General features: G+C 63.7%; 25 protein-coding genes and 1 pseudogene. 20 read left to right on the top strand and 6 right to left on the bottom strand.

Translation table 11 applies throughout. The annotated features are described in order from the left end of the window. Window positions 1–421: 421 nt before the first annotated feature. From A5481_RS15895 to A5481_RS15890, 4 genes are all read left to right on the top strand, one after another. A complete protein-coding gene (locus A5481_RS15895; protein ID WP_048435290.1) occupies window positions 422–631 on the top strand; it encodes a cold-shock protein in 210 nt (69 codons plus the stop codon). A 309-nt stretch (window positions 632–940) separates the two neighbouring features. Then, window positions 941–1,138, top strand: a complete 198-nt coding sequence (locus A5481_RS35270) for a DUF6481 family protein (protein ID WP_245238969.1) — start codon at window positions 941–943, stop codon at window positions 1,136–1,138. Window positions 1,139–1,638: 500 nt separating this feature from the next. Continuing rightward, window positions 1,639–1,824, top strand: a complete 186-nt coding sequence (locus tag A5481_RS33570) for a hypothetical protein (protein WP_156311941.1) — start codon at window positions 1,639–1,641, stop codon at window positions 1,822–1,824. Between the two features lie 93 nt (window positions 1,825–1,917). After that, window positions 1,918–3,354 carry an ATPase domain-containing protein gene (locus A5481_RS15890; protein ID WP_048435264.1) on the top strand — a complete coding sequence of 479 codons (1,437 nt, stop codon included), beginning with the start codon at window positions 1,918–1,920 and terminating at the stop codon, window positions 3,352–3,354. Between the two features lie 359 nt (window positions 3,355–3,713). Here A5481_RS15890 and A5481_RS32495 read toward each other — a convergent pair. After that, window positions 3,714–4,151: pseudogene (locus A5481_RS32495) on the bottom strand (aconitase X). Window positions 4,152–5,454: 1,303 nt separating this feature from the next. Here A5481_RS32495 and A5481_RS33565 point away from each other — a divergent pair. The 7 genes from A5481_RS33565 to A5481_RS15865 all read left to right on the top strand — a co-directional run bounded on the left by A5481_RS33565 (window position 5,455) and on the right by A5481_RS15865 (window position 11,911). After that, window positions 5,455–5,850, top strand: coding sequence for a hypothetical protein (locus A5481_RS33565; protein ID WP_156311942.1), 396 nt, complete (start codon window positions 5,455–5,457; stop codon window positions 5,848–5,850). Window positions 5,851–5,861: 11 nt separating this feature from the next. Then, window positions 5,862–6,731 carry an AAA family ATPase gene (locus tag A5481_RS32490; protein ID WP_167350079.1) on the top strand — a complete coding sequence of 290 codons (870 nt, stop codon included), beginning with the start codon at window positions 5,862–5,864 and terminating at the stop codon, window positions 6,729–6,731. A gap of 743 nt (window positions 6,732–7,474) precedes the next feature. Continuing rightward, window positions 7,475–7,759 (top strand): hypothetical protein, encoded by a 285-nt coding sequence (locus A5481_RS15880; protein WP_048435266.1) that lies wholly within the window; start codon window positions 7,475–7,477, stop codon window positions 7,757–7,759. 981 nt (window positions 7,760–8,740) lie between these two features. Continuing rightward, entirely contained in the window at window positions 8,741–8,860 is a 120-nt protein-coding gene (tnpB, locus tag A5481_RS33560; protein WP_156311943.1) for an IS66 family insertion sequence element accessory protein TnpB, read from the top strand. A gap of 110 nt (window positions 8,861–8,970) precedes the next feature. Then, window positions 8,971–10,278, top strand: a complete 1,308-nt coding sequence (locus tag A5481_RS15875) for a cation:proton antiporter (RefSeq protein ID WP_048435267.1) — start codon at window positions 8,971–8,973, stop codon at window positions 10,276–10,278. A gap of 300 nt (window positions 10,279–10,578) precedes the next feature. After that, window positions 10,579–11,178 carry a phasin family protein gene (locus A5481_RS15870; RefSeq protein ID WP_048435268.1) on the top strand — a complete coding sequence of 200 codons (600 nt, stop codon included), beginning with the start codon at window positions 10,579–10,581 and terminating at the stop codon, window positions 11,176–11,178. A gap of 466 nt (window positions 11,179–11,644) precedes the next feature. Further along, on the top strand, window positions 11,645–11,911 hold the full coding sequence (locus A5481_RS15865) for a hypothetical protein (RefSeq protein ID WP_048435269.1): 267 nt from the start codon (window positions 11,645–11,647) through the stop codon (window positions 11,909–11,911). A 291-nt stretch (window positions 11,912–12,202) separates the two neighbouring features. Here the strand turns inward: A5481_RS15865 and A5481_RS15860 are convergent, their stop codons facing one another. From A5481_RS15860 to A5481_RS15850, 3 genes are all read right to left on the bottom strand, one after another. Continuing rightward, window positions 12,203–12,586, bottom strand: a complete 384-nt coding sequence (locus A5481_RS15860) for a DUF7831 domain-containing protein (protein ID WP_048435270.1) — start codon at window positions 12,584–12,586, stop codon at window positions 12,203–12,205. Between the two features lie 201 nt (window positions 12,587–12,787). After that, window positions 12,788–13,030: a hypothetical protein gene (locus tag A5481_RS15855; RefSeq protein ID WP_048435271.1), complete on the bottom strand. Its 243-nt coding sequence runs from the start codon at window positions 13,028–13,030 to the stop codon at window positions 12,788–12,790. Continuing rightward, window positions 13,027–13,860 (bottom strand): Crp/Fnr family transcriptional regulator, encoded by an 834-nt coding sequence (locus A5481_RS15850; RefSeq protein WP_245238971.1) that lies wholly within the window; start codon window positions 13,858–13,860, stop codon window positions 13,027–13,029. The genes A5481_RS15855 and A5481_RS15850 overlap by 4 nt, the downstream gene beginning before the upstream one ends. Window positions 13,861–14,088: 228 nt before the next feature. Here A5481_RS15850 and A5481_RS15845 point away from each other — a divergent pair, with 228 nt between their 5' ends. After that, window positions 14,089–14,424, top strand: a complete 336-nt coding sequence (locus A5481_RS15845; RefSeq protein WP_048435272.1) for a hypothetical protein — start codon at window positions 14,089–14,091, stop codon at window positions 14,422–14,424. A gap of 297 nt (window positions 14,425–14,721) precedes the next feature. Here A5481_RS15845 and A5481_RS32485 read toward each other — a convergent pair whose 3' ends face one another. Beyond that, window positions 14,722–15,006, bottom strand: a complete 285-nt coding sequence (locus A5481_RS32485) for a hypothetical protein (protein WP_093570992.1) — start codon at window positions 15,004–15,006, stop codon at window positions 14,722–14,724. 1,220 nt (window positions 15,007–16,226) lie between these two features. On the opposite strand from A5481_RS32485, the gene A5481_RS15840 reads away from it, so the two are divergent. From A5481_RS15840 to A5481_RS15810, 8 genes are all read left to right on the top strand, one after another. Beyond that, window positions 16,227–16,484 (top strand): GlsB/YeaQ/YmgE family stress response membrane protein, encoded by a 258-nt coding sequence (locus A5481_RS15840; protein WP_048435273.1) that lies wholly within the window; start codon window positions 16,227–16,229, stop codon window positions 16,482–16,484. A gap of 38 nt (window positions 16,485–16,522) precedes the next feature. Further along, window positions 16,523–17,497, top strand: coding sequence for a hypothetical protein (locus A5481_RS15835; RefSeq protein ID WP_048435274.1), 975 nt, complete (start codon window positions 16,523–16,525; stop codon window positions 17,495–17,497). Window positions 17,498–17,903: 406 nt separating this feature from the next. After that, the gene (locus tag A5481_RS34655) at window positions 17,904–18,266 is read left to right on the top strand and encodes a CsbD family protein (RefSeq protein WP_048435275.1); all 363 of its coding nucleotides are present in this window, start codon (window positions 17,904–17,906) and stop codon (window positions 18,264–18,266) included. A 536-nt stretch (window positions 18,267–18,802) separates the two neighbouring features. Next, window positions 18,803–19,801, top strand: coding sequence for a patatin-like phospholipase family protein (locus A5481_RS15825; RefSeq protein WP_048435276.1), 999 nt, complete (start codon window positions 18,803–18,805; stop codon window positions 19,799–19,801). A 75-nt stretch (window positions 19,802–19,876) separates the two neighbouring features. Then, window positions 19,877–20,011 carry a hypothetical protein gene (locus A5481_RS35725; RefSeq protein ID WP_280818885.1) on the top strand — a complete coding sequence of 45 codons (135 nt, stop codon included), beginning with the start codon at window positions 19,877–19,879 and terminating at the stop codon, window positions 20,009–20,011. Beyond that, window positions 20,008–22,029, top strand: a complete 2,022-nt coding sequence (locus A5481_RS15820) for a transketolase (RefSeq protein WP_053082449.1) — start codon at window positions 20,008–20,010, stop codon at window positions 22,027–22,029. The genes A5481_RS35725 and A5481_RS15820 overlap by 4 nt, the downstream gene beginning before the upstream one ends. A 107-nt stretch (window positions 22,030–22,136) precedes the next feature. Then, window positions 22,137–23,171 (top strand): fatty acid desaturase, encoded by a 1,035-nt coding sequence (locus A5481_RS15815; protein WP_048435277.1) that lies wholly within the window; start codon window positions 22,137–22,139, stop codon window positions 23,169–23,171. A 276-nt stretch (window positions 23,172–23,447) separates the two neighbouring features. After that, complete coding sequence (locus tag A5481_RS15810; RefSeq protein ID WP_245238973.1) at window positions 23,448–24,488, top strand: extracellular catalytic domain type 1 short-chain-length polyhydroxyalkanoate depolymerase; 1,041 nt, start codon at window positions 23,448–23,450, stop codon at window positions 24,486–24,488. A gap of 65 nt (window positions 24,489–24,553) precedes the next feature. Here A5481_RS15810 and A5481_RS15805 read toward each other — a convergent pair whose 3' ends face one another. Further along, window positions 24,554–25,306: a Crp/Fnr family transcriptional regulator gene (locus A5481_RS15805; RefSeq protein WP_245238975.1), complete on the bottom strand. Its 753-nt coding sequence runs from the start codon at window positions 25,304–25,306 to the stop codon at window positions 24,554–24,556. Window positions 25,307–25,390: the final 84 nt, after the last annotated feature.

Below are 25,390 nucleotides of genomic sequence, written 5' to 3'. Positions count from 1 at the left end.
TCCTCATCATTGCCATTACAGCGCAATTCGACGCCGCCCGTTTCTTTCGATAGGCTACCGAGCTTGTATGACGACATCGATCGGCGGGGCGATCCGCCTCGGCGCGACAGGGCCCGACGAGGCAGGGGGGCCAATCCTGGCATCCTACGTTGAGGCGGACAGCTGCGCGATGAGGCCACCTTTGCAAGATTTCGTATGATAAACCGAACGCGCATAAAGTTTTTTTCCCTGCGCCCTTGCTAATTCGCGCGATCCGAACCATATGAGGAGAGTTGATCATTGGCCGGATTGCCGGGCTTTTCGTTCCGCTTACCCCGGACGTCCGCTCTGTTATTCTCGCAAGATCTGCCAATAGTCGGAGCTTTAGCGACGCTGTGGCGCGCTGAGTTCATGCAGGCACCTGGGAAATATGGAGATGGCGATGAGCGTCGGCACTGTGAAATGGTTCAACGTGCAAAAGGGTTTCGGCTTTATTCAGCCGGATGATGGCACCAAGGATGTCTTTGTCCACATCTCGGCAGTCGAGCGGGCTGGCATGCAGACCCTGACCGATGGACAGAAACTCTCCTATGAAATGGAAACCGATCGCCGCAGCGGCAAGCAGTCTGCCGGGAATCTGCAGTCAGCATAAAATTCACTATATTGCGGTGAGGGCATATTTGTCCTCACTTTCATTGCTTAAAGTTAAGGCGTGGGTAGATTTTTAAGCAAAAAAGCGACTAAAATTTTGATAAAATCTATAATTCTTTCTCTGCGTTGTAGCAATCAAGCTGTCGCCGCTTCTCGGCAATCGATACTCGCAATAGTTTGGCGACCAGCATCGCGGCGTCAACTATCCGATCGCACCTACTGCGATCACTCGGTCCACGAACCGCACTGACACGCCTCAAGCCGGTTTTTGTCCCCAATCCGATCCCTCGTCAGAAACCGAGCCTGAGCCATGGGCAAATGCAATGAAGCGCCTCTGGGTGAAAGGCTGGGTTCCGCCTCCGCGGCACGTCAGGCCTTGCAAGCCTGGTTTCAGGCGGGGAGCGCCGAGAACGACCTGGCCTCTGCGGCCAGGCAAGCCGAACGGCGGGCAATCTTCGCAGCGAGAGCTATTCGTCTGGCCGAGCGAGAGACAGAACGAGCCGCTTGAAAAGCAACTCGGATTATCCAGGAGGCTGGAGCAGAAGCCCAGCAAGTGCGTGAGCGCGAGCTTGCGGCGGCTGGGAAAATGCGGCGTGCTTCCGATGCCGCAGTCGCTAAAGTTAAGCTGTGTGCCGAACAGAAATCCGCGCGAGATGCCCGCGAAGCGCAAGCTCGGATGTGGCTGCAATGCATTTTGGCGGAACTAGCTGATCTTCCCGATCATGAACAAAGGATCAAGCCACGTGTCCCATAAATTCAAGCTGCGCCAACAAGTCCGCATGGTTCAAGGTGGCTTCTCTGACAGGTTGACGAGCAGCGGAGATACTTTCGAAATCGTGCAGCTCATGCCAGAGGATCGGAGTGGGGAAGCGTCGTACCGTATCCGATCTCGCATGGGAGATCGCGCTGTCAGAGAAAGTGAGATTGCCGCTATTTTCTAGTGAATCAAGCCGGCAATGCGGTAGATCATAGCGTTTATAATATATAACTTATCAGGAGAAAATTGTCATGGCAAAGAATTTTATCACTGGTTCAGCGCGCAGTCCTTCCAATGAAGAATTTCGTCGGCGCATTGAAAAATTAACGGAAATGCCGTCATACGCTGGGCTTCCGGCAAATAAGCATAGAAAAAAATCCTGGAAAAAGCCATTTGCATGGCAGCCGCGGGAGCGTCCTTTGGACGGCACCGGATAACCAATTTAACATATCCTGAAAAATGGATGGCTTATTTGTCCTTCTACCCTGCAAGCGCCGTGGTGAAGCTCACCATGCTCTGAAAGTATTCCCATGCCCACTCAGCGCGTCGATGCCTCCCCTGTCGCAACAGGGGCACTCGGCCTCGACACCATTCTGGGGGGCGGCTTCGCGGCCAACCGTGCCCATCTGGTCGAGGGGCGGCCGGGCTCAGGCAAGACCACGCTCGCGCTGCAATTCCTCCGCGACGGGGCGCGGCTCGGCGAGCGCTGCCTCTACATCACGCTCTCGGAGAGCCGGCGCGAGCTCGCCTCCGTCGCCTCCCGCCACGGCTGGTCGCTCGACGGCATCGAGATCTTCGAGCTGGTGCCGCCCGAGTTCTGCATCGACAAGCGCCAGCAGCAAAGCCTCGTCCATTCCTCCGACCTCGAACTCGGCGAGACCGTGCGGCTCGCCATCGCGGAGATCGACCGGATCAAGCCGCAACGGGTGGTGTTCGACAGCCTGTCGGAGATCCGCCTGCTCTCGCAGAGCTCCCTACGCTACCGCCGCCAAGTCCTTGCGTTGCGCAGCTATCTCCTCATCCACGACACCACTGCGCTCCTCCTCGACGACCTCACCGTCGACCAGTACGACCTCAATTTGCACAATCTCTGCCACGCGGTGATCCAGCTCGAACAGCTTGTCCCCCTCTACGGCGGTGAGCGCCGGCGCCTGCGGGTGATCAAGATGCGCGGTACGCATTTCCGCGGCGGCTACCACGACTTCGTCATCCGCCGCGGCGGCCTCTCGGTGTTCCCGCGCTTGGTCGCGGTCGAGCACGGCCATCCCTATGAGGTCGACCGCCTCAGCAGCGGTAATGGCGCCCTCGACGCGCTGCTCGGCGGCGGGCTCGACCGGGGCACCAGCACGATGCTTCTCGGCCCCTCCGGCGTCGGCAAGTCCTCGACCGCGCTCGCCTACGTAACGGCGGGGCTGGCGCGCGGCGAGCGCGGGCTGATCCTGAGCTTCGACGAGCCGACCGGGATCCTGATGCGCCGGGCTGCCGGTCTCGGTATGGATATCACGGCAGCGGTCGCGGAGGGGCGCCTGCGGGTCGAGCAGATCGACCCGGCGGAGGTTTCGCCGGGCGAGCTCGCCGCCATGGTGAGCGACGCTGTCGAGCGCGAGGGCGTGCGGCTCGTGCTGATCGACTCGCTCACCGGCTATCAGAACGCGATGCCGGGCGAGCAGTACCTACTGCCTCAGATGCACGAAATCCTGACCTATCTGAACCAGCAGATGGTGACGACGCTACTCGTGTTGGTCCAGCACGGCTTGGTGGGACAGATTTCGGCCGCGATTGATCCTACCTACCTTGCTGACACCCTACTTTTGTTTCGGTTCTTCGAGGCGGATGGGCACTTGCGCCGGGCGGTGTCGGTGATCAAGAAGAGGATCGGACCGCACGACGACACCATCCGGGAATTCTGGATTGATGCTGATGGACTTCACGTCGGCAGACAACTCATAGATGCATTGTGGCAGTGAGCGTATGTTCGTTGTCGCTTCTCTAGAGTTTTATTTATTAATATATAAAATATATATATTGCTTCGATGATAAATTAAGATGTCGAAATCATACAACCGATGCCTAGGGCTAATATATCGCCTAATGATCCTATTTAATTGATTTAAGCTGCCAAATTTGCCTGAAAGATACAACATTCAGTTATTGAATATTTTTATGCGCAAATGAATGTCTGGTAAAAATGGACACCGGACGTTCCCATACCGAAAGCGAATGTCTGCTTGGGGTCAGCAGTACGCGCACCGTTGGTTCGGCTATGCGCCAGAGGCAGCAGTTCACAACATCGATGCGCCCGAGCGATCCGGCTGGGCCGCACGCATCAGGCCAGCCACTCCGGCGCAGTGACCGGTGCCCGGCCCGAGACGAGTGCATCGGCACAGTCGGTCAGCGTACCGAGGCGCACCGCGCAGCCCGAAAGTCCGGGACCGTAATGGGCATATTTGCCCGAGGTCGTGATCACCGTCCTGGCATGGGCCGGGAACACGGGCCGCAAGATCGAGCACTAGCAGAGGTCGGGGATCATCTCGACGCCCGAGGCCGCAAGGCGCGACCGCGTGCCGTCAGCTTCGGCGGCTGCGAGGACCTGCCGCCCCACCGTGACGATCCCGGCGACGCGGGGATCGCGGCGTCGGCCGCCGCGCGCCTCGACGAGCGCCCGGCACTCGTCGAGCGAGGCATGGGGGCTGCCGATCGCCACGAGGTCGACCTCCTCGGTGGAACTGGGACATGCCCTCAAAGGTCGTGTCGCGGCGGCCACCCTTACTCCCGCAGATCGTTATTCCGCAGATCGATGCTACGCCCGTCGCGCTATCGATCACAACCGTCACGGTGACCGTTCCGATCCTCTGTCCCAGACGTCCCGGCCATATAGCTCGGGACAGCGGGACACCATCGACCCTATGGTCCACGGCTGATGCAGCACGTAGGAGCCCTCGTACGTTCGTACTCGGCCTTCGAGTTGTAGGGCACCATATCGCTGATCCCGTGCTGCCGGTATAGATCAGCATTTTTTATGCCCGCGTCATGCTCGCGGAGCACTGCAATGTTCTGCTTCTCGATAAACCGGCTCTTACGCATGATCCATTGCTATAGTGATGGACGCATTTTACGGATGGCAGGAAATCAGGGGAGCAAGACAGACGATTCGCAGTTTCATGGAGCAAAAGCAGAAATTGGTTCCGCGATTTCGACTTTAGCTGATCGTTTCGGCGCCTCTTGCTGCGAGGCTTGCTCCACCGCGAGCAATTAATTCCGTACCATCAACGAGGAATGGTGAAATTGTTATTCGATGTCACTCGAGCAGTCAATCCTAGTGCACTGACGCCTTCAAAACGTACATAGCTCGTTGCGATTTCTGATGCCTCTGCAAGCAGTTGGCGAGAGCGGGCGTGGTGTGTTCGTCCGCGTCAGTGCACTAGCAACCCTCATCATTGCTCTAAAACGCGGGATTTGTCTCTGAACCCTACGCGTAGCAGGACGTGTGCGCTCTGGTAACTGATCCAGGCGTCATACAGCCCGCAAGCTCGGCGCAGGCAGCGGGAGCCCCATTGCGCCTCCCCTGTAAGCGGGAGTGGCTCTCCCTACCCCCGCCAAGCTTCCCGGTTACCCAATGCTCACGCTTGCACGCTCGATCTGAAAAAGGGGCTTGAAAGCGCACCGGCCACTGACGGATTTCCTGTTGCCGTTTAGAATTTATGATCACGATCGGCAAAAGGCTTGCGAGCGTACAATTTTTATGACATTGGTCCGACCTAACGACGCAATGGCGTTCATGAGCACGGAGAGTGCAACGTGGCAGTATCGCTCGCAAAACCCCTTCCCCTATCAGCAGAAGAGCTGAAGGAAATAGCAACAACTATAGACGGAAAACTAGAATTGCCAGGATGGCAGACTCGACTTGCACGTATTTTAGATGCTAATTCAGAACGATCTGTAATACCTTCACAAATAAGTTTATGGACAAATCCATTAAGTGATCGAAAGCCTCCCTGGTGGGCGACTGGTCCATGCTACCTTGCACTTATAAATACTAGTATTGAATTGCACGATAGAGGCAATCAATGTTTAAAAATTGCGGAGAAGATCAGATTGAATCAACTAAGCAGGATAAAATTTGGGGATATATAGAAGTTATCGGTAAACTTTGTGGAATTTCGCTTTTGAATCCGATGGAGCACGCTTTTCAGATGGTCACAAAAACTGAGCTCGACATGGAACCGGAACGTAAGGATTGTGACTCGGGAGGGATCACTTCGCATCATATGATAAATATTAATCAGGAAGATCTAATGTTACACTTAGAAGAGTGGCATATTTTCAATAATTTTAAATTAGAAAATATCTCAGAATGCCGATCAATTGATTTTGTTGATTTATCTATAACGTATCCGGTCGATGTAGAACAATCAGCTGAGCTACCGAATGAAAAAAACATAGATCAATTTTTAGAACGGTAGAATTAAATGACTTGATTGATGAAGATCTTCCGAAACGCGATTTCGTGCTTCACCCGCTTTTGCCGGAACGTGGTCTCGCAATGCTGTACGCCGGCCGAGGGGTAGGGAAAACGCACGTAGCGCTTGGTAACAGCTACGCGGTTTCCGCAGGAGCCGCGTTCTTGCGGTGGCAAGCCCCGACGGCACGGAGAGTACTCTACGTAGACGGCGAAATGCCACAGCAGACGTTGCAGGAACGGGCAAGGGCTCTTAGAGCGGCCTGCAGTCTAGACATGCCAATAAATCCCCATTTTACGATTCTGTCGATGGATAGACAGAATTTAGGTCAGGATATTAATCTTTCGAACACAGTACATCAAGAGGAAGTGGAATTGTTATTAAATGATGGCGATCTATTGGTAATCGACAATCTTTCTACTTTGGTTAAAGGAGGGAGAGAGAATGATGCGGCAAGCTGGGATGTTATGCAAACTTGGCTTTTAAAGCTTCGCAGGCGAGGTATAAGCGTTTTGTTGGTTCATCATACTGGTAGAGGAGATCAAGCAAGAGGAACATCAAAAAGGGAGGACGTGCTCGACACCATCGTCATGCTAAAACGTCCTGACAACTACAAAATGGAAGAAGGTGCGAGATTTCAAGTCCATCTAACTAAGGCTCGCGGTATAGCCGGAGCAGATGCAGAACCTTTCGAGGCTCAACTACAGATGGCGGAAGGTAAAGCATTATGGACTTGTAGCAATATTGATGATGAAAATGCGTTAAAGATAATCGAACATACGCAGTTAGGAGCCAGTGTCCGCGAGATCGCCGCCTGTCTCGGTTTGAGTAAGTCAGCGGTGCAGCGCGCGCAGGCCGAATTGCGCGCCAACGGAAAGTTGTAAAGGCCCAAAAACAGCTCTCTATCACAAGATGCATGTTTGAGGAACGACATGAAGAGAATAGCAAAAAATTAATTAAAACGTCATCAGACTTACGTGTGTGAGCTGAAGCGGGTTGAGCCTATCCTGCATAAATTCGTTCTACGAGATAACTTATTCGGAGTTTTGAGATATAGAGTATGTAACGGCTATGAACTATTAAATATCGATGGGGTGCCGTACGAAGGTCTTATTCTAGAGTTATACAGCAACGACAAATATACATGCTACCAAACTCAAGGCTGGAATCGCCCCAAATTTCAGTATCGGAATCCTAGAGGTTGGCTAGCGGTATGTAGCAAGGGCTACGTGGTAGGTGATAAAGCTAACGCATCTTACGAAACTATGGCGGCAGCACTATGGGAATTATGCAACTTCAATATAACGTGCAAGCATTAGTTATCGACCTATCAATGATAGGCTGTAAAATATATCTTTAATACAATCGTGAATAATAATAATTCGCGAAAAATTCGTCGTAGGTTGGACTCTGCGTCGCCTTGACGAAAGCGTCTCTTCTCTAGTTGGCATTCAGGCTGTCGGCTGATCGTCTGCCGGGATGAGGTGCCGTAACCTGGAGCGCCTGAGTAAAAAATGATCGATTTTTTTCGATGTTGGTGGCCAGACAAGTCTGTATAGACGCTAAAATTACTGCCCATTGAAACCCCGATATAAAGTTATGATTCGATGCAACCCTGGAGTACACAATGCACGAGAACGACATCACCATGCTCAGCAGCGACCAAATCGCCGCCGAGGTCGCCAGGGCCAACGCGACGATGGAGGCCCTGAGAGCCTCCGGCCAGAACCACAGCGCCTGGATGCGCTCGGCGTTCCAGGGCGCTGACATCGTTTTCGGCTATTGGCAGGACCAGATGGCGCCACGGGGTGGTGTCCGGAGGGCTCTGCTGAAGGGACGGGATCGCCTTCTGCTTATCTCTCAGGGGATGGAGGCAATCCCGCAGCGCATGCTTTACGTCCACTCGTCTTGAGAAGAACTTACCGCTATGTCCCAAATCTGGGGCGACGACCGTACTGGTGCACTGCTTCCGGACACCCACAAAATCTCGTAGCTCTGCTGGCCGAGCCTTCGCCATCCCGCTGGGTGTAGAAGGCGTCGCGGTGGGCAATCTCTCGTGAATGGGGGCATCCGGTACGATTCCGTTGTATCAAAAATCAATGAACCGGAGTTTTAAAAATGAGAACCCGACTTGAATTCACTGTCAGATTCGACAACGGCGGCCGTGGCGAGACGGTTTTTGCTGAAAGCCACCAAGACGCCGCTGAGAGTTTCCTCAGAAGAATTGCTCGACGCGATTTAAATTCTAGAGGATATAGACCGCATGTCCTGCGTGATGGCGTATCAGATAGCGGGGTACACTGGTGGAGGGGTGAGCTATGGCGCCGTGCGCGCGACGGCAATGGCTGGATATCGGACGATTATCGCGCTAATTTCACGACACGAGAGCACACCTCATAATTGGTAAGGAAAGCCAGGGGTGTTACACTTGGCTCAACCGGACCAGGGTCGACCAGAAGAAGTCCTTCAACGACCTCTGCGTTTTCACACAAGCTCAGTAGTCAGCAGCGGTTCGCCGGATGGATGCCGAGCCGCCGGATTGCGCCACATGCCGACATCAATCTCGCGAACTTCGAAGGTCTGGTTCGATTTCGAGAACGGACATAGGCGCGGTGACTGCGGACGCCTCGGAGGTAGCCCGCCGGCACGGTCTGCACTCCAGCTTGCTGTTCCGATAGCGGCGCGTCGTGCTGGCCGAGCACCGGACCTCGGCTGCGGCTGCCCCATCGAACTACATCCCGCTCGCCCTGCCACCTCCAGCTACGGCGACAGCCGAGGTGCCGGCCGGGTCGGGTCTGGTCGAGATCGAGTTGGCCGGCGGGCATCGGGTGCGGGCCGCAACCGGGGCGGACCTGACGCTCCTCAGTGCGCGATCGCCGCGCTGCCTCGGTCGATGATCCCCGTCCCGTCCGGCTCGGGCGTCTGGCTGGCCACCGGGCACACCGACATGCACAAGGGCTTCGACGGGCTGGCCGCCCTCGTTCAGGACCATCTGGCGCGCGATCCCTTCTAGGGCCAGGCCTTGTTCCGCGGCCGGCAGGGCCGCCTGATCACCGATGCTCTCAAAGTCGCAGAGACGACGCGACCAGGAACGAGGCGACAGAGGACGTCGTTCGGCTACCAATGGACATCTACATCGTCGTCGTCGCCGGGTTCGGCGTCATGGTGCTGCTGACGGCGTGGCTGCCGATGGTGCTGCGCCGGTTGCCTCTCTCGCTCCCCATCTGCTGTGTCGGCATCGGTGCCGCCCTGTCGGCCGTTCCGACGCTCTACGACCTGACGCCCCATCCGAGCCTGCACCTCAAGCTCATCGAGCACGCCACCGAGGCCGTGGTGGTCATCTCGCTGATGGGCGCCGGCCTGAAGATCGACCGCATGATCGGCTGGAAGCGCTGGGCCGTGACATGGCGCCTGCTCGCGGTCGGCATGCCTCTCACCATCCTGGCGCTCGCTCTCCTGGGATCGGCCCTGCTCGGGCTCGGAGGCGTCGCGGCCCTGCTCCTCGCCTCGTCGCTGGCCCCGACCGATCCGGTGCTCGCCTCGGACGTTCAGGTGGGTCACCCGGCCGAGGAGCACGAGGACGAGCCGCGCTTCGCACTGACCTCCGAGGCGGGCCTCAACGACGGGCTTGCCTTTCCGTTCGTGAACCTCGCCATCGCCATGGCGGGAACCGGAGGCCTCGCCGGCCTGTCCTGGTCGCATTGGCTGGCGGTCGACGTGGTGTGGAAGATCGTCGTCGGCTTCGTGCTCGGCGCAGTTATCGGCCGGGGGCTCGGCTGGCTGACCTTCCATCTTCCGAACGTCTCGAAGCTGTCCCGCACCGGCGACGGCTTCGTGGCGCTCGGCATCACCTGCATCGCCTATGGCGGCGTCCAGGCAGTCGACGGCTACGGCTTCATCGGCGTGTTCGCCGCCGCCCTCGCCCTTCGTGCCTCGAACCGGGGGCACGACTACCACCGCACGATGCACGACTATGCCGAGGAACTTGAGCGCATCCTGATGATGGTGCTGCTGGTCGGGTTCGGCGCCGTCCTCGTCGGCGGGGGGCTCCTGCACGCCCTGACCTGGCCGGCCGTCGCGTTCGCCCTGCTGGCGCTCCTAGTCGTCCGTCCGCTGAGCGGCTGGATCAGCCTGCTGGGCAGCGCCCGGCGCAGCGAGGAGCGGGCGGTCGTCAGCTTCTTCGGAATCCGCGGGCTGGGCACGGTCTACTACCTGTCCTTCGCCATCGGCCATGCCCCGTTCGAGCAAACGGACCTGCTCTGGGCGACGGCCGGCCTGACCGTGCTGATCTCCATCCTGATGCACGGCATCATGGTCACCCCGGTCCTGTTCGCCCTCGACCGGAAGATGGGACGCCCGGCCGGGCTCCCCTCCCCGGCCGATCCCGCCGCTTCCAGGCCGGCGCAGGCCGATCGATCGAGGGTTTCGTGACGAAATCGAAGGTTTCGTGACGAATGAGACGGACCAGGACCATCAGCTCCGGGATCGTCGCGGCCGATACGAGATTGTGCAGCGCAACCATGTACTTACACCTAAACTATGGATTTTGATGCTTTTTACCGACAAAAATGGCAGTTTAATTATGATGCGCCGCACTTGAAGCTGGCGAATTCGCACCGATATGGATGCAGTGCAGCAAAATACCATCGAAGTTCGCAGCCCCCAGCCGATGCGCCGGGCGGGTGCGGTGGTGCTTCCGGTGCACCTCCACGAAACAACGAGGAAATTCCCATGGGCATCAATCAGAGCGCCACGTCGAACAAGCACGCTGAGCAGACCGACAAGCTCACCGACGCCGTCAAGGCAAGCATGAGCAAGACCAGCGAGCAGGGCACTCAATTCACCGAGGCGGCTCGGGACGGCATGAGCAAGATGGCCGATCTCGGCGCAAAAGCGTCCGACGATGCCAAGCAGATCGTGCAGAAGAACGTCGACACCGCATCCCAGCAGGCCCGGGAGGCTGCCGATCGGTTCACGCGCGTCCTCGGCTTCACCGGGCAGGACAGCGAGCGCCTTGCCCGTCAGTCCCAGCAGAACATCGAGGCGGTCACGCGGTGCGGCACGGTCCTGACCCAGGCGGTGCAGGACGCGTCCCGCAGCTGGTTCGAACTGGGCCAGAAGCAGTGGCAGCGCAACATCGACGGCTTGACCCGTCTGACGCGCGCGTCGTCGGTGCAGGATTTCACGGCGATCCAGAGCGAGCTGGTCCGCGAGGGGTTGCAGCACATGGTGCAGGACAGCCGGGTCATCGCCGAGGGCTCGGTCCGGGCGATCGAGGAGGCCGGTAAGGCGTTCTCCGGCCTGGACCAGACCCCTTCGGTCGTCCGCTGAGAGGTGCCGGAGCCCGGGCGAGACGCCCCGGGATCCTGCCGATCCAGCGAAGGGCCGCCTGACGGCGGCCCTTCTTTTGACACAGCAGTTCACGCCGGGCGGTGCGGAGTTCGCCCTGGGAGGACGCCCACTCCTTCGCTCCTCGGCCTCGCGATGCGCGCTGTCGCCGGCCAGGCCGTCACTCAAGCTTCGGCTCACCGGGGTCGAGACGGTTCAGTAAGTCGGCATCTTGGGCAGTCGCCATGAGGATATTTTTGATTTGATCTAGCATATTTTTGCCAAAGTCGCGATTTTAGCAAAAATCCCCCATCATTTCAGTTCCATTTCTGCTCAATCTGGCTTTGTTCCGATATCGTGTGTCGCATAGACACATAACAGCATAGACATTTTCTGTAAGATAATCTTATCGACGTGGACGATAGCTCACTGGATCGTCCGCGCTTTGGACCAAGGAACATCACAAGACATGAAAATCACTATCGCTTCATTCGCCGTGGCGCTCGTCCTCGGCATTGCCTCGCTCTCATCCGCCATGGCGTTCGAGTCGAGCTCCCCCTCGGACCCGTTCTGGAGCGACGACGTCGTGACGACGGGTTCGATCGGCGGCCGTACCAATACCAGCGTGCCCTTCTACGGCGCCTGCCCGATGAGCTCGGCTTCGGAGGGCAACGCCAACCAGCAGAACTTCCCGGTCAAGCAGTATGGTCAGACCTCGGGCGGGTATCGCTGTTGATTGGGCCGGATGGAATCCAGGCCATGCTCTTGCGTGCCGTCTCCTACGCGATGATCGGGGTACTGGTCGGAGGACTCGTCATGACGGTCGCCGGTACCACCGGTGCCCTGTTGGGCCTGTAACGACGGCAGGGAGGTGCCGCCCGATGGGGCGGCCTTCTCATGTCCGACGGGGAGAAGGGCCGATCCGGCGAAGTTCGGCTGGCGATCGACGTCGAGAAGATAGACCTCTCCACCGACACGGCCGTGCCGCTGGGAGCGCTGCCGCCCTCTCCGTAGGCAAACGGGCGGGTCACAGCCCCTCAAGGCTCTCACGAGTCCGCTCCAGGCTCGCCCAGATCCGCGGCGAGCGTCGCTCCAGATCTGCAAGACCCGTCCCGATTCCTGCTGCCGGCCAGACGACGATGCCGCCGGACCGGAGGTGATCGGCGAGTCGGCGACACGGGGGTTCAGCAGCCCTGCGGAACGTCTCAATATCAGCGTCCGTGAAGTAGGCGGCCGGGTCCATGGCCGGCAACGGCTTGGTCGCGATGCCGACGGCGTTCGGTTCGCCACGCATCTCTGCCGCCTGGCCGCCCAGGCTCTTGCCGATCAGCGTGTCGCCGAACACCCAGAGCGTGTCGGGCTCATCTCGGAGCATCTGGCGGGTGATCTGGTGCTCCCGGCGGATCGGCATGCGCTACTTCCCGTGTTTCCGTTCTGCCATGCCTCGGGGCCGAGGCTCGCGCGACATCGGGCCGAGTTGGCCGAGTGTCCGGCGCGAGGCAGAGCCATGTCGCTCGAGGACAGCGAAACCCGTGCGCGGCCTGGCATTTCTCACGGATAGCGCACGCCTTTGTCCGGCGTGTCGCCCGAAGCGCGAGGGCCGGCGACCGGCTCATTGCCCGTCGAGGCGATGCTGGATCCACGCCTGCGCTTCATCAAGATCGGCGAAGGTGGGCTGGCCCTGGTCATCCACCCGGCCGAAGCCCGCCTCGAGAAACCACCTTCCCTCATCCACCCCGTGATCCTCGGAGAGGCGGACCAGCACAGCGACCAGGAAGCCGTCGGCGGAGACGAGCCGGCTTTCCGCGTCGCGGCTGCCCGTTGCGATCGGGACAGGCTGAAGGTGGAGGCTCATGCTGTCAGTCGGTCCACGTGGAGGTACAAGGGATCAAACTCGCCGATCTTGGCGAGTTCCGGCCAGTTTGAAATATTGAGCCAGCCATTCCTAAGCGCGAGCAAATTTTCCTCGCGCAACTGGCGTAAAACACGATTGATGTGCACGTTCGACAGACCGAGCGCGTCGGCGATGTCGACTTGCATGACGGGCAGCCTGTAGCGATGATTCTCGGCCAGCCCGACGGCCTCGAGTTTGACATACATCTCGCAAAACAGGTGCGCGACCGCCTGGTATGCCGACCGACGGCCCATCCCGACCATCCACTCTCGGAAGATGGCACCGTCGACCAAGGTATCACGCCAGAGCGTCGCCGCGATGCCGGGATACCCGGTCGTCAGGTCGCGAATCGCCTCGTGGGGGACGAACGCCAGCGTGACGGGCGTCAAGGCGCACAGGCTGTGGTCCATGACACGCAGGTGCAAGCTCTGCAGGTCGGGAATGTCGCCCGGAACATGGAACGAGAAGATCTGGCGCCTGCCCTCGGCTAACAACTGGTAGCGGCTCGCCCAGCCATCCAGAATCAGGCAGCACTGCATGGGACGGTCGTGCTCGCATACGATATCATGCCCGCCAGGCAACGGCCTGATCGTCATGGGCAGGCGCATGACGGCGCGGCGCTCTTCGTCGGAGAGGCGCGCAATGCTGCCCAGCTTGCGAACGAGCATGTCTGCCGGGTGGCTCGATGTGGGGACCAAGGCGGCCCTCCCTTCACTTTGCAGGTGGAAGCGCACACCTCTCCCAGCCATCAGCACCTGTAAGAAACAACCGATGACGAGCTTGGAATACAACACAAATTAATCACCAAATACAACATACCACCGTTTTCTTCGATTTTTTCCGGATAATATCTGGTCAGGGTTGCAGCGTAAGGCCGCCTCTCCGAGCGCGAAAGACGATCCCTGCGTGAGATCGTTCAAGCGAGGTCTGTTGCACAGACCGGACGTCACCTGCACCCGCCCCCCTCGGTCTCGCGCGCGCAAGGAGTGCATCCGTTGGCATCGAAGGAGAAGCACCGAATGTCGGATGAGCCGAGACGCATCTGGGTGATCGAAGGCCGGAGCGGCGTCGAGATCTTTTTCAGGAGCACGATCGGCTTCGAGCTCGCGACGGAGGTCGACATCATTGCGATGCTTCAGCGCCTGGCTTGCCGGCACCTGGCGCCCCACGAGGTCCTGAACGCGTCCCTGCGGGACAACGATCGGTCCTACAACTCCCTGCTCGCCATCAGCAAGGACACCGGCGAGGGCCGCGATCTGCTCACGACTCAGCTCGATCCGCACTACACGGCGCGGTCGGAAACCGATCGGGACCTGCCGGACCTCGACGAGGCTCGCCCCCTTCCGCGCGGATGAGGCCGAGGACCGAGGCACGGTCGGCGGCGCCCCTCGCGGGTGGGTTCGACCGCCGCCGGATTCATCGGTGGTGCCGGTCCCCGGACTGGAGCGAGGATACGGCCGGCGGACAGCCAGCGCCTGTGCGGCGAGCCCCGCCGCGCGAGCGCCGATCACCCATGGGGACGCCCCCCGCCCGCGGCCCCGGACACGATCCTTGCGAATGCCGCCGCCGTCGCCGCTATCGGCCGACAGTGACATGCCGGCCACCGGTCGATGTCGCGGAATAGCCGCCCCACCCCTCGGTTGAGACGGGTGTCACGGATTGCCGCTGCGCGACGCGGGTTGCGGGTAGGCCGGGTTGCCGGCGGGCACGCCAGTGGAAGTCGCCGACGTCGCTGCGTTCGACGGCCCGCTCGCCGAACCCGTGCCTTGCTGTCGCGATGCGGTCTGGCTCACGTCTGTCGGCGCATTCGCGCCTTGCCAGGTCAGCAGGGCGACGAACGAGACCAAGGCCAAGCCGAAGCTGGCGATCAAGACATAGAGCACGGGCTTGCCAGGCTTGCCTTGGCGGCTGTCCTGGCCCGATGTGTTTTCCGTCATGTGCATGCTCCGCTAGCGATTTTGCGAGTCGTATGAACGACAACTTGCCGAATATCAGGATGGTTCAGCCACGTGACATTGAAATAATTCGCACCTATAAGGGGATTGTGCGAAAATATCATTTGAATGTCATAGAATTTATTATCGCGAGGCCTGCGCGGAGCCGCTGCCCGGACAATCGCCCGATCATGGTGCGATCGGACGTAGCTCTGGAATCCTTTGATCCGGCCCCCCTTCCGCTGCGGCCCCGGCGGGGATAGGGCTTGATCGTGACGCTCGGCCATGCCGGATCTCCGTTGAAGGTTGATCGATTCCTGGATGCGCTAGGGGCGGCGGACGGGCACCACACACCGGGTCGAATCGCCGACGAGCCTGCGGGCTTCGGTGTCGGCGCTCCCGGATATCGGCCGTTCCGCCGGCGCCGACACCCCGCGAGACGGCATGCGCCCATGCCCGGCAACGCTCGGATACTTATGTCGCTCCCTTAATCGCAGGAGGGGGTATTATCGAAAATCCGACCTGGACACCATTGAATAGCGCCGATTTATATTATTTCATCATATGATCGGGTGCGTCTTTCTCGGGTATGCCAATATCAAGGCGTCGGACATGTGAAGAAACATGGTCGGTGCGATTGCTCCGCCGAGGGGTCGACGGGGCCGCCCGACGCCGCCCGGCACGAGGAATGGGGATCGTCACGCCGTACGGATGCGTGCCTTGCAGAATCCCGTCCCTGGTTTCAACAACCGCCGACGGCCCGTGACGGACCAGTCGGTGCCTCCATCCGCGTGGCGACGTATTTTTCGGTCCTAGTGACGATCTCTTCCGTGCCGATTATCATCCAATGATGATTGTCTCGAATAAGACATACATATGTTATTCGTATATTTCGGCTCGTCCGCCGACTTATCTTCAATAAATCCCTAAAATATTTGGAACTTATGCCACGGACAGATATTTAATAATCGTACCCTCTGCGAAGGTACGGATGGCCATGGCGGCGGGGCCGATCCATCCGATGCCGTAGGCATCCGCCGCTCGATCATGCGGTGCCCTGCAAGCAGGCCAACGGCCTGACGGTCGGCAAGGCCGAAGCCACGGCCGCATTCGACACCCGTCATGTCCACGCGCCCGATGTGGACCTCGCCATTGGATGCGTTCCATCGCCCGTCGCGCGTTCGCGCCGGGACCCGCCGCCTGCCGCAAGCTGGAGCCAACCCATGTCTTTCCTCGCCTGGATCGTCCTCGGCCTGATCGCCGGATTCATCGGCAGCAGGATCGTCAACAGCACCGGCCAGGGGCTGATCGTCGACATCGCACTCGGAATCGTGGGCGCCGTCGTCGGCGGCTTCCTGTTCCATCAGTTCGGCGAGCCCGGCGTCTCGGGACTCAACCTCTACAGCCTGCTCGTCGCCACCGTTGGAGCGGTGGTCGTGCTGTGGCTCTACCACGCCCTCGTGGGCCGCCGGGTCGTCTGATCCGCCGCCCGTCCCATCCCGACATCCAGGAATCCCCAATGCCCACCATCAGCGAAGCCACGCCCGTCGCCCCGGGCCGCCAGCCCGGCCTCGATCCGGCCCCCTCCCAGACGAATGCCGTCGCGCCGGCCGAGGAGGTGCGCACGATGATGCTGAACTCGGTCTCGTGGAGCGCAGTCTTCGCGGGCGCCACGGTCGGGCTCATCGCCCAGGTCATCCTGAACATGCTCGGCCTCGGCATCGGCCTCTCGACGGTCGACCCCCTGGGCGACGGCACCCCGGCGGCGAGTTCGCTCGGCATCGGCGCCGGCCTCTGGTTCGTCCTCTCCGGGATCCTCGCCGCGGGGGCCGGCGGATACTTCGCCGGCCGGCTCTCGGGCAAGCCGTCGCCCGCCACGGCAGGGCATCACGGCCTGCTCGCCTGGGCGGTCTCGACCCTCGTCGTTCTGTACATGCTGTCGTCGGCAGCCAGCGGCATCGTCAGTGGCGCCCTCGGCACGGCCACCTCGGCCATCGGCGGGGTCGGCAACGCGATGGGCGGATCGGTCTCGACCCTGGCGCAGGCGGCGGCGCCGTCCCTGAGCAAGGTCACGGACCCGTTCTCAGGGATCGAGGCCGGAATCCGGGGCGGATCCGGATCCGATCCGGCCGCGCTGAAGGACACCGCGGTGACCGCCATGCGGGCCGCCGTCTCGGGCGACGGAGCCCAGCAGGCCGCCGCGCAGGACAAGGCCGCCCAGGCCCTGGCGAAGGCCCAGAACATCCCCGTCGAGCAGGCCCGGACCCAGGTCGCCCAATACGTGCAGCAGTTCAAGGAGACCCTCGCCTCGGCCAAGGAGCAGTCGAAGGAGGTTGCCGACGCCGCTGCCCGTCGGGTGTCCCAGGGAGCCCTCTCCGGGGCGCTGGCCCTGATCTTCGGTGCGCTCGCCGCCTTCTTCGCCGGTCGCAGCGCGGCCGTCGCGCCGGTCGTCACCCGCATCTCCTCCCACGCACCGGCGCCGCGCCGCGTGTGACGTCCTTGCGGGCCGCGCCTGCGAGCCCCGCATCACTCCGGGCCTCCTCGGCTCTCCTCCCGTGAAAGGCCGGTGCCGTGATCCAGCTTCTCGTCCTGTTCGCGATCGCAGCATCGGCCATGCCCTCCCGCCACGCGGGCGGCGGAAGATCGGTCCCGTGAGGCGCTGCGGCCGTTCCGGCAACGGCCGCAGCGAAGCCCGCGACGCGCCGCCGGGCATGACGGAGCGGGCCGAGGCGTCGGACGACCGTCCGGAAACCCGGCGGTTGGGGCCGACCGACGACGACCCCACCAACCCGACGACCGGCCGACCCGGACGGGCCTTCATGCGGGTGGCACGGCGGACGGGCGGACCAGCCGGTTCCGCCCGGCGGCGGCCCCCGACCCGACGACGACAGGAGAACGAGATGGACGAGAACAGCATCGCCGGCGCCGCCAGGGAGTTCGGCGGCAAGGTCCAGGGCGCGGCCGGCACCGTAGCCGGGAACGACGAGACCAGGGCGGAGGGCAAGCGGGACGAGGTCGGAGGCGCCACCGAGACCCGCGTCGGGCAGGCAAGCGACACCGTGCGCGACGTGGCGGGCGAGGCCGGCGACCTCGCCGACCGGGCGATCGACACGGGTCGCGACGTCCTTCCGGAGGCCGGAGCCGCCCCCCGACGGGGCGGCGACACGCTCACCCAGTATGCCAAGGAATTCCCGCTCGCGTTCGCCGCGATGGCCGGTGCCCTCGGCTACCTCCTCGCCGTGGCGATCCGCAGACGCCGCTGATGGGAACGCCACGGACCAACTCCGATCGGGCTTTTTCGCCCCTGCATCGCCCACCGCCGGACCCACGACGGCGTCGGAGGATGGCGCGAAGCGGCGGCGCTCCTGCCCGGTCCCAAGCCGCTTCCGGGCAAGGATCGCCCCGGGATCCGACCCGTTTCCTCCACGCTCACGAGACCACCATGGCCATCGATCCCCGTTCGGAACGCCGCGGGCCGCTTCCGTTCCGCCTCGCGATGGCGGACGCTTTCCTGGACCGGCCCGTCGTCTGCACCCAAGTGAGAACCGGCGCCACGGGACCCAGCGTCGAGGGACCCGTCGCCGCGCCGAGGTCCGGGCCGGTGACGCAGGCTCCTCTCCGCCGCCTCGGACCGTCGCTGCTCGCCGTCGTCGGGATCCTGTGCCTCGGCGCGGTCGCGCTGTCGTGGCGCAGGCGACGGGACGCGGTCCCCGCACAGAGGCGATCATTCGGAGCCGCCGATCCCGCCGACCGACCCGGGACCGGCCTGCCTCCTCGCCCCGACACCGGACCCGATCCGATGACCGCACCGACCGACCTCGCACCGCACCGCGCACCTCGCACCCTCTCGCTGGCACTCCAGGGCGGCGGCTCGTTCGGCGCCTTCACCTGGGGCGTCCTCGACCGGCTGCTGGAGGAGGACGATCTCGTCATCGACGCCGTCAGCAGCACGAATGCCGGGTCGGTCAACGCCGTCGTGATGGCGGCCGGCCTGATCGCCGGTGGCCGGCCGGAGGCGCGGCGCCACCTCGACCGCTTCTGGAAGCGCATCAGCGAGACCGCGCCGCCTCAGCTCGGGCCCGCCGTGACCGTCTTCACCGACATCACGTCCCGCTGGCTCTCGCCCTACCAGTCGAATCCCTTCAACCACGATGCCCTCGACCGGCTGCTCGCCGACGCGGTCGATTTCGACGCCCTTCGCGCCGCGCCTCCGTTCAAGCTCCTGGTCGCCGCGACCGCGGTCCCGGATGGCGCGACCCGGATCTTTCGCGAGACCGAACTCGTGCGCAAGATGGTCCTCGCCTCGGGCTGCATCCCCCTGAAGTCCCAGGCGGTCGAGATCGAGGGCCGGCGCTACTGGGACGGGGGCTACTCGGCCAACCCGCCGTTGATCCGCCTCATCGAGGCGTCCGACGCCCCGGCGATCCTGCTGGTTCAGATCGTGCCAAGTCTCGGCCAGGGGGCGCCCTGCAGCGCGCCCGACATCGTCCGGCGACTGGAGCAGATCACCTTCGATGGCGTGCTCCAGCGCGAGCTGTCCGCGTTGCGCACGATGGTGGACCTGTCGTGGTCCGGCGGGGGCCGCAGCGCCCTGGCGGCGAAGCTCCGCGCCCTGGCGCTGCACCGCGTCTCGGCGGAGGACCACCACCCGGCGCTCCAGGACGAGAGCAGCACCGATCTCGGCTGGCGTTTCCTGCTGCGGCTGCGCGCGGCCGGGCGCAGCGCGGCGGAGGCCTGGCTCGCCGAAGGCACCCGCCTACCAGCCGGGCGCGCCCCGCCCCTGCGGTCAATCGGATGACCGCGCGCCCCGGACGTGGCCGGCGCGACGGATCGGCCCGGCCGGCGGGTGCTCCGACGAACCAAGGATGACCGCATGACCAACCCACTGCACGACCTCGCGGCGAACGGGGTCGCCGTCTGGCTCGACGACCTGAGCCGCCCCTGCATCGAATCCGGCAACGCGCCGGCGGCGGCCCCCGACACGTCCCGCACAGGAGCCGCCGCATGAGCATGCCCGCGCCAGTCCCGCCCATCGATCCGGCCGACGACATCCGGTCGAAGGCCGTCCAGGCCAAGGCGATCGCGCTCGGCAAGCTCGCGATTCGGGCCACCACCTCGGCCGGGAGCGGGCACCCCACCACCGCGCTGTCGCTCGCCCACCTCGTCACGGTGCTGATGTACGGGGTGATGCGCTGGGACCCGGCCCGACCCGACGCCCCCGGTTCCGACCGCCTCGTCCTCTCCGAGGGCCATGCGGTGCCCATCGTCTACGCGGCCTGCACCGATCTCGGCGTGACGGTCCGCCCCGGCGGCGCGGCGCGGCCGATGACGCTGGACGATCTCCTCGCCCTGCGCAGCATCGACAGCTTCGTCGACGGCCACCCCAACCCGATGCTCGGGTTTCCGTTCTTCGACGCGGCGACCGGGTCGCTCGGACAGGGGCTCTCCGTCGCGGCGGGGCTTGCCGCGGCCGCCCGGATCGATGGCAGCGCGAAGGCGATCTACTGCATCATCGGCGACGGCGAGGCGCGAGAGGGCCAGATCTGGGAGGCGATGGACTTCATCGCCGATCACGGGCTCTCGTCCGTCGTCGCCCTCTTCAACTGCAACGCCCTCGGGCAGAGCGACCGGGTCTCCCCGGCCCAGGACTGGCAGTCCCTGGCACGCAAGGCGGAGGCGTTCGGCTGGGAGGCGGTCGTGGTCGACGGCCACGATCCCGTCGCGATCGAGCAGGTCCTGCGGGCGCGGCCGACCTCGCGGGAGGCGAGGCCCCTCTGCGTGATCGCCCTGACCGTCAAGGGCTGGGGCGTGCCCGACCTCGGCGGCATGGGTCATCACGGCACCCCCGTCACGGCAGGCGGGCTCGACGCCGCCCTCGCCGCCCTCGATGCGCGCGCCCGGGCGCTAGGCGTCGCCGGCATCGACCCCGGCGCGAGCGCGGCGGTCCTCACGATCGCGCCGCCTCCCGCGCCGCCGGCCTCGACGCCTGCGACCGAGCCGGTCGGGTTCATGGCGGCGGTCGGCCGCAACCCGACGGTCGCCGCAGCTGTGAAGGAGACGCGCGCCCTCTCGCCGCGCCGGGCCTACGGGCTCGCCTTGGAGGCTCTCGGCGCCGCGAATCCCGCCGTCGTGGCGCTCGATGCCGACGTGAAGAACTCGACCTACGCCGACGGCTTCGCGAAGGCCTTTCCCGAGCGCTACTTCGAGGCGCGCATCGCCGAGCAGAACATGGTCTCGGCGGCCGCGGGCCTCGCGAGCGGCGGCAAGATCCCGTTCGCCAGCACCTTCGGGCGCTTCCTGGAGCGCGCCTTCGACCAGATCGAGATGGCGGTCATCGGCGGCGCCGGCCTCAAGCTCGTCGGCACCCATGCCGGCGCGACCCTGGCCTCGGACGGGCCGAGCCAGATGGCGCTCGCCGACGTCGCCTTCATGCGCGCCTTCTCGCATGTCGAGGACAAGGCCGGCCGCCCGGCGGTCACGGTGCTGACCCCGAGCGACGCCGTGGGCGCCTACGCGATGGTGCTCGCCATGGCGTACTCCCCGGGCGCCTTCTACCTGCGGGCGGTGCGGGCGGACCTGCCGATCCTCTACGCGGAGGACGAGCGCTTCCCGTTCGGCGGCCACAAGGTCCTGCGCTGCTCGCCGAACGACGGGCCGCGGATGGTCCTGGTCGCCTCCGGCTACATGGTCCATGGCTGCCTGGAGGCGGTGGAGGTTCTGGCCAAGGCCGGGCACTCGGTGGCGGTGGTCGACGCCTATTCCCTGCCGATGGACACCGCGCCGGTCCTGGCACTCGCCGGCCGCGGCGGCGTGGTCATGACGGTCGAGGACAACTACGTCGGCGGGATCGGCAGCGAACTGGCGGAGGCCGCGGCGGAGGCCGTCGACGCGCCGAGGGTGCACGCCCTCGCGGTCCGGACCATGCCGAAGAGCGGCCGTACGCCTAACGACGTGCTCGCCTATGTCCGTCTCGGGGTGGCCGACATCGTCTCCGCCGTCGAGGCGGCGGCCCGGAATGTCGCCTGAGGCCCGTCTCCCTGTGAGGCCGGACGGGAATGCGGCGGCGATTGCCCCCTCCCCCGTCCCGGCCGACCGGCGCAGGACCGCCGCCCGCCGATGCAAGGCTTGACCCCATGAATACCCAGACGACGCCTCCCGCAGGAATCGCGGCGCGCGACATCGCCCGCCATTGCGCGGCCTACCGGGAGCCGGACGTGCGCAGCGCCCTCGGCCAGATTGCCAATACCGGTCTGCCCTACCTCGTCCTGTGCGCCGCCATGGTCGCCGCGGCGGCGACCGGGCATGGCTGGGTCGTGCCGCTCCTCGCCGTCCCGGCCGGCGGCCTCCTCGTCCGCCTCTTCATCATCCAGCACGATTGCGGGCACGGATCGTTCCTGCCCTCCCGCACCGCCAACGACGGCATCGGCCGCGCCCTCAGCCTGCTGACGCTGACGCCCTACGACAGCTGGAAGCGGGCGCACGCTCTGCACCACGCCTCGACCGGAGACCTGAGCCGACGCGGCACCGGCGACGTCGCGACCCTCACGGTGCGGGAGTACCTCGCCTTGTCGCGCCTGGGCCGGCTCCGGTACCGGCTCTACCGCAATCCGTTCCTGCTGATTGGGCTCGGCTCGCCGCTCAACTTCATGCTGCTCCAGCGCATGCCGTTCGGCATCGGCTTGCCCTGGCGCACCGCTTGGCGCGACGTGCTCGCGCTCGACGCGGCTCTCGCCGTGCTCGTCGGCCTGCTGGCTGTCGCGGCGGGCGGGGTGATGCCGGTGCTCGTCGCGCTCGTTCCGACGACGTGCGTGGCGGCCTGGATCGGCGGATGGCTGTTCTACGTCCAGCACCAGTACGAGGCCACGGTCTGGGACGGTCCCGAGACCTGGGACTTCCACACCGCCGCTCTCGGTGGAAGCTCGCACTACGTGCTGCCGGCGGTGCTGCAATGGTTCACCGGCAATGTCGGCCTGCACCACGTCCATCACCTCAACAGCCGTATCCCGAACTACCGCCTCCAGGAATGCATGGACGACCACGCGATGCTCGGGCAGGTGGGCCGCCTGACGCTGCGCGACAGCCTCCGCTGCCTCGGTCTGGCGCTTTGGGACGAGGATGCCCGCAGGCTGGTCGGGTTCTCGCGCGTGCGGACGCTCGAGGCGGCCTGAAGGACGGCCGGAACGCCACGGCCCCGCCTCACGCCTCGCGATCGGGAGCCGGCGCCGTCCCGAGGCCGGCAATCGGTTCCGACGAGGCAGGCCTGGCCGGCTTTTCATGCTGCAATGCAACATCGCCGAGGCCGGAGGGTTGTCGGAAGGGCGCAGCCGCGCGGACCCGTGCCGACGGCATCGGTCGTTCCTTCGTCCGGCAAGGCCGTCCCGCCCCGTGCCCATCCGGCCCTCACCGTGCGGCGGGCGGGTTCCGGCACGGCCCGCCGGTCGGCCATGGGCGGTGACGAGACCGGCGTCATCCGGAAAGGCGACGAATTCCAGCGTGGCTTGTCGGCGCATCCGCGAGGGCGCGATGCCCACGAACCGCGGCCGCGATCCGGTGGTGCTCCAGGCAAATCCGCACACGAAAGTTCAGCGATGACCATGAATTTCAGGATCGACCAGACCGGAGCCTCGGGGCTGTCGATCGACCGGCCCCGGGCGCTCGAGTGCCGGTTCCGCAACTCTGCCGGAAGCCGGGCCTACGACCTGTTCGTGCCGTCCGGCCCCGGGGACGGCCCCCGACCGCTGGTGGTGATGCTGCACGGCAGCTCGCAATCGGCGCGCGACTTCGCCATCGGCACGAACATGGATCGCCTGGCGGAGGAGCAGGGCTTCCTCGTCGCCTATCCGGATCAGCCGCGGTCGGCCAACATCACCAAGAGCTGGAACTGGTTCCGGGACGCGGATCAGCAGCGCGAGCGGGGCGAGCCGTCGATCCTGGCCGGCCTCACGCGGGAGATCATGGGACGCTTCGTCGTCGATCCGGCACGGGTCTACATCGCGGGCTTCTCGTCGGGCGGCGCCGCCGCCGCCGTCATGGCGATGACGTATCCGGACCTCTACGCGGCCGTCGGCATCCATTCCGGCCTCGCCTGCGGTTCGGCCGGCTCGATGCTCCTGGCCCTGCCCACGATGTATCGGGGTGCCCTGCTGCCGCAGCGGCAGGCGACGAATCCGGTGCCGACCATCGTCTTCCACGGCGACCGGGATACGACCGTCGCCCCCATCAACGGCGACCAGGCCGTCGCCCAGGCACGACCCGATTCGGACCTGATCGTCACTACCGTCGAGGGGCGCTCCAGCGGCGGGACCGCGTTTACCCGCACTTTCCTCACCGAACCGGCCGGCACCTGGACGTCGGAACAGTGGATTCTGCACGGCGCGGGGCATGCCTGGGCCGGCGGCCATCCGGCCGGTTCCCACACCGATCCGGCGGGCCCCGACGCCAGCCGCGAGATGCTGCGGTTCTTCATGGCGAACCCGCGCCGGTGATGCCGCGCCGGGCGCACGGCAAGGGCGAGAGCGGGACGACGATCAGGGCGCCTCGCGAGCGTGGCTTACCGGGAGACCGGGCGTCCTTCGACGAGAAGGCGCTCGTACTCGCCCTCCGGACCGCCGTAGCAGGCTCCGGCCTTCGCGAGCAGCGCGGCCCGGTCGCGGATCGTGATGGTGCCGCGCTCGGTCCGGATCATGCCGGCCTGCTCGAACACCGACAGTGCGGTCGTCAGTCCCGGACGGTTGATGCCGAGCATCAGCGACAGGAAGCGATGCGTCGTCGGCAATTCGTCGCCCGTGGTGCGGTCGTGGCACATCAGGAGCCAGCGTGCGAGACGCTGGTCCACCTTGTAGCGCGTGTTGGCGAGCGCGGTGCCGGCGATCTGGACGGTCACGGAATAGGCGTAGCGCAGCAGGAAGGCATGCAGGTCGGGGCTGGTCCCGAGGATCTCACGCATGGCGTCCGCCTCCAGGCACCAGGCGTAGCCGCTCGCCTGCACCCGTCCCTCATGCACGCTCCGGTCCGTGCCCATGAGGACCGGCAGCCCGACGAGGCCTTCCCGGCCGATCAATGCCAGCTCGATCTGCCGGTCGTCCGACGCCGTCGCGATCACCGAGAGGATGCCATCCTCCACGAAGAGGACGTGCCGGATCGGCGTGCCGGGCGCCATGAGCACCTCCCCGATCCTGAGCGGCACCGTCATCAGGTGGGGTTGAAGCCGGGCAAAATCCGCTGGCGGAAGTGCCGCAAGCAGACGGTTGTGGCACGCTCTCTGGACGGACACGATCCCGACCTCGTTGGGGGCGGGAGCCAACAATCCTCACCGCTTGCGCCGGGTTGCATGTGCAAGCGACGGCGCACTGTATGATCTTAATCGTCCTCAGCCGCAAGAAAACAA

Source organism: Methylobacterium platani (assembly GCF_001653715.1).
Taxonomy (GTDB): domain Bacteria; phylum Pseudomonadota; class Alphaproteobacteria; order Rhizobiales; family Beijerinckiaceae; genus Methylobacterium; species Methylobacterium platani.
The sequence above is the reverse complement of the archived record's forward strand: the minus strand, read 5'-3'. Positions and strand labels throughout refer to the sequence as shown.